The organism is Colwellia sp. Bg11-28 (genome assembly GCF_002836245.1).
Classification (GTDB): Bacteria; Pseudomonadota; Gammaproteobacteria; order Enterobacterales; family Alteromonadaceae; genus Colwellia; species Colwellia psychrerythraea_A.
The window spans coordinates 66,056-78,873 of sequence record NZ_PJBA01000004.1 but is presented as its reverse complement, the minus strand read 5'-3'; the positions used below and the strand labels follow the sequence as shown (position 1 = coordinate 78,873).

At 39.1% G+C, this 12,818-nt stretch carries 12 protein-coding genes; 5 read left to right on the top strand and 7 right to left on the bottom strand.

All coding sequences use genetic code 11. The features are described from left to right. Positions 1–82: 82 nt before the first annotated feature. Together betB and betI are read right to left on the bottom strand one after the other, a co-directional pair. A complete protein-coding gene (betB, locus tag CXF79_RS04150) occupies positions 83–1,546 on the bottom strand; it encodes a betaine-aldehyde dehydrogenase (RefSeq protein WP_101154077.1) in 1,464 nt (487 codons plus the stop codon). Next, a complete protein-coding gene (betI, locus tag CXF79_RS04145; RefSeq protein ID WP_041736724.1) occupies positions 1,537–2,142 on the bottom strand; it encodes a transcriptional regulator BetI in 606 nt (201 codons plus the stop codon). The genes betB and betI overlap by 10 nt, the downstream gene beginning before the upstream one ends. Before the next feature lie 793 nt (positions 2,143–2,935). Between betI and CXF79_RS04140 the strand changes: the two genes are divergently transcribed. Further along, complete coding sequence (locus CXF79_RS04140) at positions 2,936–3,391, top strand: hypothetical protein (protein ID WP_011042167.1); 456 nt, start codon at positions 2,936–2,938, stop codon at positions 3,389–3,391. A gap of 215 nt (positions 3,392–3,606) precedes the next feature. Further along, positions 3,607–4,257: a peptidylprolyl isomerase gene (locus CXF79_RS04135; RefSeq protein WP_232769074.1), complete on the top strand. Its 651-nt coding sequence runs from the start codon at positions 3,607–3,609 to the stop codon at positions 4,255–4,257. A 470-nt stretch (positions 4,258–4,727) separates the two neighbouring features. Here the strand turns inward: CXF79_RS04135 and CXF79_RS04130 are convergent, their stop codons facing one another. Continuing rightward, positions 4,728–5,117, bottom strand: coding sequence for a carboxymuconolactone decarboxylase family protein (locus CXF79_RS04130; RefSeq protein WP_101154075.1), 390 nt, complete (start codon positions 5,115–5,117; stop codon positions 4,728–4,730). A gap of 426 nt (positions 5,118–5,543) precedes the next feature. On the opposite strand from CXF79_RS04130, the gene CXF79_RS04125 reads away from it, so the two are divergent. Further along, positions 5,544–6,830 carry a sensor domain-containing diguanylate cyclase gene (locus tag CXF79_RS04125; protein ID WP_101154074.1) on the top strand — a complete coding sequence of 429 codons (1,287 nt, stop codon included), beginning with the start codon at positions 5,544–5,546 and terminating at the stop codon, positions 6,828–6,830. An 87-nt stretch (positions 6,831–6,917) separates the two neighbouring features. Here CXF79_RS04125 and CXF79_RS04120 read toward each other — a convergent pair whose 3' ends face one another. Further along, positions 6,918–8,138, bottom strand: coding sequence for an MFS transporter (locus CXF79_RS04120; RefSeq protein ID WP_101154073.1), 1,221 nt, complete (start codon positions 8,136–8,138; stop codon positions 6,918–6,920). Positions 8,139–8,421: 283 nt separating this feature from the next. On the opposite strand from CXF79_RS04120, the gene CXF79_RS04115 reads away from it, so the two are divergent. Beyond that, positions 8,422–8,880: a hypothetical protein gene (locus tag CXF79_RS04115; RefSeq protein ID WP_011042160.1), complete on the top strand. Its 459-nt coding sequence runs from the start codon at positions 8,422–8,424 to the stop codon at positions 8,878–8,880. 143 nt (positions 8,881–9,023) lie between these two features. Here CXF79_RS04115 and CXF79_RS04110 read toward each other — a convergent pair whose 3' ends face one another. Both CXF79_RS04110 and CXF79_RS04105 read right to left on the bottom strand, forming a co-directional pair. Next, complete coding sequence (locus CXF79_RS04110) at positions 9,024–9,809, bottom strand: prolyl hydroxylase family protein (protein ID WP_101154072.1); 786 nt, start codon at positions 9,807–9,809, stop codon at positions 9,024–9,026. Positions 9,810–9,865: 56 nt separating this feature from the next. After that, positions 9,866–11,197, bottom strand: a complete 1,332-nt coding sequence (locus tag CXF79_RS04105; RefSeq protein ID WP_101154071.1) for an aldehyde dehydrogenase family protein — start codon at positions 11,195–11,197, stop codon at positions 9,866–9,868. A 155-nt stretch (positions 11,198–11,352) separates the two neighbouring features. Between CXF79_RS04105 and CXF79_RS04100 the strand changes: the two genes are divergently transcribed. Next, positions 11,353–11,709, top strand: coding sequence for a winged helix-turn-helix transcriptional regulator (locus CXF79_RS04100; RefSeq protein WP_101154070.1), 357 nt, complete (start codon positions 11,353–11,355; stop codon positions 11,707–11,709). A 94-nt stretch (positions 11,710–11,803) separates the two neighbouring features. Here CXF79_RS04100 and CXF79_RS04095 read toward each other — a convergent pair whose 3' ends face one another. Then, entirely contained in the window at positions 11,804–12,814 is a 1,011-nt protein-coding gene (locus CXF79_RS04095) for a cyclase family protein (protein ID WP_101154069.1), read from the bottom strand. Positions 12,815–12,818: the final 4 nt, after the last annotated feature.

The following is a 12,818-nucleotide window of genomic DNA, read 5'->3' as shown; positions in this document are numbered from 1 at the left end:
TTGATATTTTTCTTACTATCAATACAGATTTCGAAACGACTTAGGGTTTCGAAAGTGTCTCTCACGAACGAACGAGTCCCTTTTAAAAAGGACTATCAAGTGGCTGAAGACCAACATAAACGGATTTAATTTGAGTGTAATGGTTTAGTGTAACCAGACCATTTTCACGTCCAATACCTGACTGTTTATAACCACCTACAGGCATTTGCGCAGGTGATGCACCAAAGCTGTTTATCCAGCAAATTCCAGCTTCCATTTTATGGATAACACGGTGAGCACAATTAATATCTTGTGTGAATACCGCCGCTGCCAGCCCATAATCGGTAGCATTGGCTCTAGCAACCACTTCATCTTCATCAATAAATATTAATACTGACATTACTGGCCCAAAAATCTCTTCTCGGCAAATTGTCATGCCATCAGTACAATCGGTAAAAATAGTTGGCGCAATAAAATAGCCATTGGGTGCATTGTCTGGCTGCAGTGATGTGCCGCCATGAAGTAGCGTAGCGCCTTCTTTAATACCGACTTTGATATAATCTGATACCAAATCAAAATGCTTTTTCGAGATGAGAGCACCAAAATTTGTCTCGGGATCCATTGGATCTCCAACGATAATGTTTTGGCGAGTACGTTGCAGTAATTTCTCAATAAATTTCGGGTATGCTGATTCTTGTACGAATACGCGCGTACCATTGGTGCAAACTTCACCTTGCGTATAAAAATTACCTAACATGGCAGCAGAAACAGCATTGTCGATATCTGCATCATCAAAAATAATCAATGGTGATTTTCCACCAAGTTCCATGGTGACATCTTTAAGCGTCGTGGCAGCACCTGCCATGACTTTCTTGCCGGTACCAACTTCACCAGTAAAAGAAACTTTCGCGATATCTGGGTGATGACTTAACCAAGAACCCACTTCACCAGCACCTTGAACAACATTAAATACGCCATCTGGAATGCCTGCTTCAGTGAAAATCTCAGCGAGTTTTAATGCGCCTAATGGTGTTTCTTCTGATGGTTTAAAAATCATCGAGTTACCACACGCCAATGCAGGTGCAGCTTTCCAACAAGCTATCTGTAATGGGTAATTCCACGCACCAATACCGGCGCAAATACCTAATGCTTCACGACGAGTGTAATAAAAATCACCATCGACTTGCTGCTGATTACCTTCAATTCCAGGAGCCAAGCCCGCAAAAAACTCGATAGAATCAGCACCTGACTCAACATCAACGACTGAAGCTTCTTGCCATGGTTTACCGGTATCAAGTACTTCAATCTCTGCCAGTTCATCATTACGCTCGCGTAACAAAGCTACCGCTTTGAGTAGAATTCGACTGCGCTGTATAGCGCTCATTGCCGACCAAGTAGCAAAACCACGCTGAGCACTAGTTATTGCTTCTTGTTTAATTTTTCCATCGGCGACTTCAACTTGATAAATTACTTTTCCCGTAGCTGGGTTAATCACATCGAATGTTTCACCACTGTCGTTTGCCATGTAGGCACCATCGACAAAATTTCTATAACGTACTAACGACAATTGATATCTCCGTACTGCTTAAGCAGATCGTCTATAAACTTTTTACATAATTGTTCGGCCTGTTTAAATTCTTCTTCAGGCCTAGGACTTAAAGCGCTTCGCAACCAAAAACCATCAATCATCGCAGCGGTCTGTTTAGAGGCTATAACTGCGAGGTCATCAGTTAATAACTGACGAAAAGAAAAAAGTAGGTTGCTGTATAAGCGCTTGCTGTTGATATGTTGCAGGCGAGCCAATCCAGGCTGATGCATTGACTGCGCCCAGAAGCTAAGCCAGGTTTTTGTTGCCGGCGCTGAACGTTGTAATTGGGTAAAGTTTGCCTCAATGATCATTCTAAGTCGTTCGGTCGCACTTAGACTCTGCTGACCGATACGATCAAGCAGTGCTGATTTCAATTGATCCAGCAAATGTTTAACTGTTGCTTCAACCAATTCCTGCTTACCACCAAAATAATGACTAATGATCCCTGACGATAAGCCAGCAATTCTACTAATGGTAATAATCGTGGTGTTTTGTAAACCGTATTGCGCCACCGATTCTAAAGTAGCGTTGATTAATTGTTGTTTACGTACGGGTTTCATTCCAACTTTTGGCACAAACTTCTCAAAATTATTTTAATTGAACGTTCAATTAATTATAATTGTAATAGTTTGAACAGAAATGATCAACCCACTATTTAGTTAGTACTAAATTCGTACTAATCAGTGCTAAATTGATATTAATTGCGATTAGTTAATGAAAATTTAGACTTGTTAGCCTAAATCAGACAAAAAGTCATAAAATATATATACAATTTTAAATTCGTACACGAACTATATTCATTAAGTCGCTAAGCTTTAAAAGTACAGCAATAACTAATTTAGCTAAAATTAGCTACGATACGCTGTTGAGTAATCAACTGGGGGAACGCTAGAGTACTTTCTTAGTTTCAGTATCAATATGAAGAGTAAGATATAAAATTATTGGAGACAGATGTTATATTTCAACTACGTATTAAGTAGCTGTTAATGTTATAATTTAAGATAAAAACATTCTTGCTATTCATTTATTTCCACATGATAAATCTATTTAGGAGAATGGTTTGACTACGCTCATCAGAATCTGTTGTGCCATGTTCATTTTATGCGTTTAAATGTTTATGCATTGGCAGAAAAGAATGAGCAACCATTACTCCTCTTTTCAATGGTTATGGCAACCAATGAGCTAAATGAAACGTTAAATTTCGATGTGAGTCTTTGTGTTAAAAGAAGACATATCAATTGAATCGTATAAAAAGAATCTATTACTGATATAAATCAAGACATATAAGCTACTGCTGTGTTCAACTTCATCACACCATTTTAGTAAATTATTTTGTCTTTCAACTGAGACAATCAAGTGTGAAATTTTATGAATAAAACAGCAAAAATATTATTGTTAACCTTGGCCGCCTTCTTTTTATTTCTCGGTATAAAAAGTTCTCAACACTCAAAATCGTACGCTGAATTAACAGATATTCAAACAGTTAAAGGCACTATATTTCAATTACATTGCCCGCCAAAAGGCGCTGCTTCATTAAGCATTGCTGACTCTGATCTTACTTATAATTTATCGGTTAAATTTAGAACCGAATATTGTGATGAAAAAAAATCACCCGTACTTTTAGGTAAAGAAATCACCTTACAATCGGTGCAAGTGAATGGTAAATTCCATCAAGTTTATCAAATAGAAGACAATGGCCGCGTAATTCTTCGTCCTGATGATGTATTGTCAGATCAAACAAGTGCCACATTAGGTTTATTTTTCTTAGCCTTTTTAATCACGGCTTTAGTCCTTTATAAAAGTCGTCCCGTTAAAAATAAATAATTTTTGATAACTTATCTGACAATTACTTCGAGCTATACGCCTATTATGCCATCTCTATTAACGGCATAATAAGCGGTGTAAGAGTCTCTCTCTGTATAGGTGACTTTTCTTATTTACCACTAGAGTCTGTTATCTGATACTTGAGGTTTCATCGATAAGAGCTGATAACATTCAACAAATTGAATTAAAAACATAAGATATTTTATATGAATGCTATGAAAAAGATCATCGCTAGCCTTTTTTTAACAATGACACTAACCGCATGTTGTGGCAGTGATGATGTAGTAAAAAAAACAAATAAGTTTATTACTAAGCAAGCAATTGATAAAACAGATCCAGCTTGGAAGACCAAGTTAAGTCAGCCGCCATTACTTACTTTTGCCCCCGGTAAAGATTATTTTTGGGAGCTGCAAACAACCCAAGGTAATATCACCATTAAGCTGTTGGCCGATTCAGCACCTATGCATGTTTCTAGCACTATTTACTTAACTAAACTGGGTTTCTATGATGACTTGATTTTTCATCGTGTTATTCCTGGTTTTATGGCACAAGGCGGTGACCCTACAGGAACAGGTGCAGGTAACCCTGGTTATAAGTATGATGGAGAATTTGAAGGTGAAATAGGTCATAGCGAAGCGGGAACGTTAAGCATGGCAAATGCTGGTCCCGGCACTGATGGCAGCCAATTTTTCTTAACCTTTATCCCGACACCTTTTTTAGATGGTAAACATACTGTTTTTGGTAAAGTAGTTGCAGATCCAGAAAACAGCTTAGCTAAAATTGAAGCCTTAGGTACTCGCAATGGAAGAACCATGGAAGCGGTTAAAATTAATAAAGCTTCAATTCGTATAACCAACAAAAAATAGACTTGGTTAATCACATGGATGTGATTAGTATTCACCTGAGTATCAGCTCAATTTATACCCGTTACCATTCAAGATGCTTGTTTAAGAGTACTTGAGCAATTTCAATACAAGGCGCGACTTTGTAGTAATGGTTATTCAGGATAATATGCTCCTGCATTCTCTAATAACACCATCAATGTAGCGTCCTTATAAAGAGGTGCAACGATGTAGTGGTGTTGCTCAAGCGCTTCTTCGATGGGGTTAAAAGCGATTTAAGCGGCGTTATTCATTTGAACAAGGGAATAACCATTGTTTAAAATAAATGCCTTGCCTAAATCACTTTTAACTCCCACTTAAATCATGCACTTTGAAAGGTGACGGGTATGAACAGTTATCATCAGTTTTAGTTTACTGTCAAAATCTGCCGATATTCATCCATGAAAGCGGCAGTTCTACCATTGGTGCTGTAGTATCGAATAATCTAAATTCACTCACCCTTCCCAAGTATCAATAATTTCTTTAGCCGCTCTCATTGCTTCAATAGCGGCAGGAAATCCACAATAAACACTCGCATGCATAATCACCGCTCTAATCTCTTCTTTAGTTACCCCATTACGTAATGCACCACGAACATGACCTTTTAATTCATTCGGTGCTTTTAGGGCGATTAACATAGAGATAGTCACTAAACTTCGGGTATCTTTTGGTAAGTCATTTCTATTCCAAGTACTTCCCCACGCATTTTCCATGACTAAATCTTGTAAAGGTTGGTCAAATTCAGTGGCATTATTTAAAGCACGATCAACAAATTCATCTCCCATTACTTCACGACGAACTTGCTCACCATTTTTATAATTCTCGTTTTGTTTTTTACTGCTCATTTTTTATTTCCAATAACATCAAGATGCTTTAATAATAAAAAGAATGACAAACAATAAACAGATAAAAAAGTATATTGCTAACATAAGCAACCGTGATATTTGCTCATCTCTATTTCAAAGTATTATTTATTGCTTGTTAGTCAAAATATTTCACTGAATTAAGGCACATGTTTAGTTAACAGATTAGCGCAATTCCCCCCTGACAATGAATGACTCGGCAGAACACCTCTCTTTGTTAAGCAATATAAGAGATTGAAATAATAAATGAAAATATATATAGTGCACCGAAATTTAAAAGCAACTTTCTGTGTCTTATTCACTATCTTTGCCTAAATTATTTTCTTTTTCTAAAAATTCAATTTAGCCATCAACAATACGATTAAAAGTTTCAGAGCAATATATAAATCCTCGGTAACGGAGAACCACATGTTTTTTCTTAGTGATCACGACACGCTTATCAGCTCAATTGAGGCTATTGGCGCTAGTTTTGCTGTATTTGAGTTCGACCCTCAGTCGGTAGCTTTTGAACTGGTCAGTTGCAATAGTCGCTATGAGGATCTTATGGGATATTCAAGCGCAAAAGCACTTGGTCAGCCACTGACAACAATCTTCCCAAGATACATTCACAACCCCTTAAAAGAAGCATTCATTCATTGTAAAAATGAACGCATTGCTTTGGAAACTGAGATTGTGCTTGACTATAAAGGGCAAGAAAGATGTTGGCGTTCAATAGTATCTCCTATCGTAAACTCAGCCGATGCAAAATTTCGAATTATTCAAACCTGTGTTGAGATCACTGAAAAAAAGGTCTTAGAAAAACAGCTAAACCTCTCAATGAAACGATTCGAAGCGGTAGTTAATAACGCTTATGACGGTATAATTACCATTGATGAACAGCAAAATGTGAAACTTTTCAACGAAGCTGCCCAATCAATGTTTGGCTACAGTGAACAAGAAATAATGGGTCAGCCACTGACCAAGTTATTACCTGAAAAATACCAAACTAAACATCATGGTTATGTCGAAGGGTTCAAAAGATCACAAGTAGATTCTAGACCCATGCAAACTCGAGCAGCCGTGCAAGGCCTTAGAAAAGACGGCAGTGAGTTTGCCATTGAAGTGACCATATCAAAAATTCGTATTGCTGATAATGTTGAATTTACTGCGGTTATCAGAGACATTTCTGAAAAAAATCAATTACTAGAAGAGTTAATCTTATCCTCAAGAAGAGATCCTTTAACGGAACTGTACAACCGCCGATATTTTACCGAATTACTCCATTCAGAAATTACCCGTTCTAGAAGATTCAAACGAGGTTTCTCACTGTTAATGTTAGATATTGACCATTTTAAGTCAATCAACGATAGGTATGGACATGCCTGTGGAGACGCTGCTTTAATCGCCTTTTCAAAAGCTGTGACCAACAGCATTAGGGAAGTAGATACTATTTGCCGATGGGGTGGAGAAGAGTTTTTGGTACTCTTGCCAGAAATACCAAAAGTAACCGCCATGGTTGTCGCTGAGAAAATCAGAAAAAACATTGAAAACCTTGAAACCATCTATGAAGGTGATTTGATAAAAGTTACTGTATCTATTGGTTTAGAGTACTTTTCTGGCGACGCTATTGAAATGAGCAGCATGATCAATAAAGTAGATCAAATATTGTATAGAGCAAAGGACACCGGAAGAAATAAAATATCCACTGAAATTTAGCGCTTTATACTCGATGTCGTCACTACCCAACTCTTTATTGAAATACAACCCAGTGTGATTTCCTGATAACTTAACAATCAATAAATGTTAATCACACTTTGGCTGGTTGAATGAAACAGGCAGCCTAATACGGCGCGTGGCGACATAAGCGATAACAACACAAATTAGCCCCATGGTAATGAGTGTGAAGGGATATCCCATAGACTCGGTAAACACACCGAATAACAAGCCACCTAATGCTCCACCACCAATATTAATGGCGCCCCATAAACTCATGACCCTACCTCTAAAGGCACTTGTCACTGACACCTGGATTAGTGACTGGGTACCGACGCCGCAAACGGTGGCACAAAAACTTAATCCCCCTATGATCACTAAACCTAACTCAAAACTACGGGTATAACTAAAGATTACTAACAATAAACCGGAGCTAATGACTGCTATACGCATTGCTGGTAATAAGCGCCCAGCACTAAAAGATGACAGCAGTAAACCTGCGATAATAGCGCCGATCCCCGCCGCTGAATTCATCCAAGCTAATGCTTCCACGCCGCGCCCGTAAAGTACATCAACCGCTGCTGGTAAAATTTCTAACAATCCCCTACCGAACATAGCAGAGACAGCAATTAACATTAATAAACGCAGAATTAAGTCCGAACGCAGGGCGTAATTCAATCCCGCTTTTATATCCATAAAAAAAGTGAATTGCTTTGCCTCAGCAGTCCTCTGGCTCTCATCAAGTTTTAACAGCAATAATACGATAATTAACGGGATATAACAGGCAGCAACCACGGCAAATGCGACGGCATTGCCCTGATATTTAATCAGGAGTCCGGCAATAACCGGTCCAATAAAACGAGAGGTATTGTATAAAATAGCATTGATTGCCACCGCTTTAGGCATATTAACAGCGCTGACCAATTCAGGTACTAAAGACAGTCGTATCGACTGATAAGCACTATTGGCTATGCCTATTCCTAGGGCAAAAAATAACAACATCATCTCATCAGCTAACTGTTGCCATATCAATAATGACAATAGTAGTGATAACAGCCCCAGTATAATACTGGTAACAACCGCAGCCTGGCGACGGTTAATACGATCTACCATCACCCCAAACAAGGGACCTATAATGACCGATGGGAAGAACATTAAAAAGGCCAACATACCCAACCAGCTTTCAGAATGGGTTTGATCCCACATCATCCAGCCTAGTGTCATACGCTGAATCCAAATACCTTGAGTAGAAAATATACTGCCACACAAATAGGTCAGGTAATTACGTTCTGTAAATATAGAGCGCTGCACTGTCTGTTAATATCCCAATAAAATCGGGCATCATACAGTAAAACCTCTTAAGGAAATATCAAATTAATGTAGGCCTAAACGCGGTGCCTGAGCTGAACACAGCAGCTATATTGAGTCGTTGTGCTATTAAAAATTAAACTTATCAAACCATAAAAAATACTCATAACGAAGACGTCCTCCATGGCTTTACAGCTCTATGTAGTCTCAGTAGCATAGCGGTATGAACTGCACTTAACTGTCCAAGCTAGCAGTTAACTTCTACATAATAAAAGGCACCAACATCATGTCAGATAACATCAATTTAATGACTCAAAAAATTGAAAGTAAATTTAATGAAATAGAAAACGAGATATTTTATGGAAGTCTATTTTCTCAATGGCGAGGCTCCTTTGAAGTAAAAAAGGTCTACCTAAAAAAAGAAAATGACGATATTAAATGTGACCTCGATATTCGTTTAAAAAACTGGCCTGGAGGCGTTTCTATTAAAGTTTACAAACATAAAGCATTGGCAGTGCTTCCTTATGTAAAAGATCAACAAGTTTGCAAAGATCACTTAACGACCCAGCCTAGCCCGTGTAAGTATTGGAAAGATGCCTTCTACTTTTCCAACATGATAGACCTAGATCAAGACCGCTATGTGTTATTAGAAGGTAATGGTATGACTGATGAAGATGCCGATATTTGCTTGAGTAAGCTAAAAACACATATTGAAGAAATCAATGAAATTTTAGCGACCGATTAGCCAAAGAAATTTATACCGCATAAAGAAAACTATTGTTCACAGCTCAAGAGATACCAAAATGAGTAGAAAAAGCGAGACAACCTCCACTCTTTCTACTTTCTTTTTTGGAGGCTACCATCGCAACAAATACCTCCAAAGCAAGCTTACAATTCAAATAAAACATCCGTACGGATTATATACTTAACCCCATCAGTAATAGGTACTGAACTGTGTATACAATGCAATGGGTGCATACCGTGAGGGAAGCATAATATCCCGCCAGCCGGGGTTCGAACATCAACATTTTTAACATTGTCATTCGATGTTGCAGGCTTAGTAGGATCATCAGCATTCACTAAAAATCGCGTTTCACCTCCTTGGAAATCTTCGCTTAAAAATATTAAAAAAGTCATTTGGCTATAACGATCAGGATAAGCATTAGCAATCAACTCGTCATTAATAATGCGGCTACCCGGCCAAGAACCATCAGAATGGGGTTTGAAATAGTCATCGGGATTATAGCGATAGAAACGAAAACGCGCATTGATCCCCAACGCTTTACTGCCACCAAATATAGCCTGTCTATCATCCATTAAATGCGCAATTCTCTGCCAAATAATGCCATCCGTTTGTTCATCAACTATCCAAGTTAAGCTATCATTATGACGAACACTTCGTGGCAAAGAGACAGCGGCATCGGGTAAAAACTCCAACTGTTCACTAATACTAATTAGCTTTTCACACTCATCTTTTGTCAATACATTGAATAATTGAAATGCACCAGGGACCTGAGTCAATTCATGTCGTTCAATTTCACTGATATCAATAGTATCACTTAAGTTTGCAGGATTTACTTGGTGATTACCCCATGCAGGTAAAGCAGGATGCTCTGCTCCGGGCTCTAAAGCGGCGATAAAAAAGTCAGCGGTTTTATCTATTTTTTGATTCATATTTTACTCTATCATTTATACCAATCGGATCAATTTATTGATCCGATTGGTATTATTTATTTGTTAATAATTCGCAGCTGGGAAAATTGACGGTGACCCGCAGCAGTTCCATGAAAGCCGAAGCCACTTTGTTTAGCTCCAACCCAGGGTCCAAGACCGCCAGCACCTTGATTGATAGCCACCATGCCAGCTTCCATTTGCTCTGCAACGGCATTGGCTCCAGCACCACCAAATACTACGGCGCCTAAACCGTATGGACTGGCATTAGCGCGTTCAATTGCCTCAGATAGTTGCTCAAAACGACTGATAGCTACCACAGGACCGAAAGTTTCATCTCGCTCTAAAAGCATATCAGGTGTGATGCCGGTTACGACTGTAGGTTGTATATAAGGTAATGCATAATGGTGTTTTCCTAATAAGAATGAAGCACCTTTTGCTTGAGCATCTTCAAGTTGAGACAACACCTTAGCATGCTGTTTAGGATTAACAATCGGGCCAATATTGACATTATTCTGATCCCAAGCGCCCGCTTGATAGCGACTCGCTAACGCAACTACTTTCTGCTCAAATTCATCGGCTATACGTTCATCTACATAAATACGCTCAGTAGAAGTACACATCTGACCGGTATTTTCAAAAGAGCTAGCCACCGCAAACTGAACTGCTCTATCAATATCAGCGCTTGCCATAACGATAAGTGGATCATTGCCTCCCAACTCCATCACTAAGCGTTTAAGTCCTGACGCGGCACTTGCCATAATATGCTTTCCAGCAGCTAATGAACCAGTGAAAGCCACCATATTGATGTCGGCATTAACCAAAGCTTTACCGGTTTTTGCATCGCCATGTGCTATTTGTAGTACATTCTCAGGTAGCACTTGGTTTAATGTTTTAACAAAAAGATCAGCAACTAAGGGCGTTTCTTCTGATGGTTTTAACACTACACTATTACCTGCAATTAGCGCAGGCAGCAATAAGTTATTCGCCATCGCCAATGGATAATTCCAAGGAGAGATAACGGCGACTATGCCTAATGGCCGATATTGCATCTCAGCATTGCTTCCCATTGACTCCGCTTTTAAGGCTTGCGCTATTTCCTGAGTAAAATAGGCCGCATTTTGGACAGTGCCAGCCACCTCGTAACTTGCTCTACGATAATCTTTACCCATTTCTTTACTGATCAATAATGTTAGTTGCTCTTCTACCTCAGCAAGACGCTCGTAGGCCTTCATTACTTTTTGTTGGCGTTCATCAAGAGATAGAGCCAACCATGGCTTTTGTGCTTTTTTTGCACGCAAAACAAGCGCTGGCATGTCTACTGGCTCCGTAATAGGTACTTCACCCAAAGGCGCTCTATTAATTGGATCATAAGAAATGAGTGTTTGCATAAACTGGCTTCCTAAATTGCACTAAAGTGAATGTGAGCGTTAACTGTTAACGTTAATGCATCTTGATTGGTAACGGATAGTAGTATTATGCTATAGTGGTTAATTAAAGCAACCAGTATACTTTTAGTAACCACTAAGTTTAAAATAGAAATAAAATGAAAAATACAATTAAAACAAATAGTAATGTTAAAAAAATAAATTTAGAAAGTTGTGAAGAACCCTGTCTTATTGAGCGGGGCATGCGGGTTTTAGGGGGTAAATGGAAAGCGTCTATCCTCTGGCATCTAAAAGATGGTCCAGTTCGTTTTAACGAACTATCTCGCATGTTAGGTGGCGCAAGTAAGAAAATGGTCGATCAGCGCTTGAAAGAATTGGAATCACAAGGCCTAGTTACCCGTGAAGTGATCAGCGATCGCCCTATTGCCGTCGCTTATGAAATCACCGCTTTTGGCCGCACGGCATTAGATATTTTAGAAAAACTCAAAGATTGGACCGAAGACAACGGTCTTTAACCCTTAGATTTAGCATACGATATAACGATAAGGAGAATGGCTAATTCCCCTTATTTTCAATCAACAAACCGACTTACTTGGCTGATCAAACAACTTAACGATGACGGTGGACAAATTTCACTGGTTCATTGTTTGTCGTTTGTCCTTCACATACCGCCATCACTCTTGCTGGACCACCCGTGCCACCCACATGGTTTAATGCTCCAACCATCAATGAACAGTCACCTTGCTGTTGAGCTAATAATGAAAGATTTGTCAGATTTTCAACAATTAAGATGTCACGTTGATATAAACGAACATGTGCTGGCCACGCGTTGCTCCATTTGTCGTCACTGCCTTTCGCCCCCTGTCCAGAATCAGTACTAAAACTGTCAGCGGCAATACCCGATATCTTGACCTTTTTTTCTTCCATAATTTTGATAATTTCTTCAATAGCTTCTCTGGTAAACCCAGGGTGGTTTAGGCCATTAACATACTGCGACTTATTCCAGTCTTCGGTACCTGAAAAATAAAATTGTTCCCAACCAACACGACCGACTAACCACGCGCCATCGGTAATTTGATCGGCAACGGCTCGAATATCAGCGGCTCTGATTGTCGCTTGTGATTTATCAGAAAAATCGGTGATATTTAGATCTGTGCTTGGTTTACCATCATTTTTATCCAGTTCGGCTTTTACCCTATTAGATACATCAATTAGCACAATATTTCCGGTTAGTTGCTCGCTGTCCAATTGATGTGCTGCTTTACGATTACTAGCAGGAATTGCCCCTTTCTCTGTACTATTTACATCGTTTTGATAGTGATTAGGGGCATTAAAACTGGTGCCGTTATGCTCTTGAATTAAAATTGCCCGACTATTGAAATGGCCCTGGCTAGTTGCCCATTTATCGATAGGATAGAGTATGGCTTGTTGATAAAACCCCGCAATTGGTGTGCTGTCATCAAGAGGCTGATTTAGATCTGGCTTGGTCGCATCGCTTTTGCTTGGTGCAAATGTTGGGATTGGATGACTAAGATCGATAAACTCCAAACGGTTAGGTTGTGATACCGATGCGCAACCTACATTAAGTAACAGGGTGCAGCCAATAATTAATTTTTTCATTTTA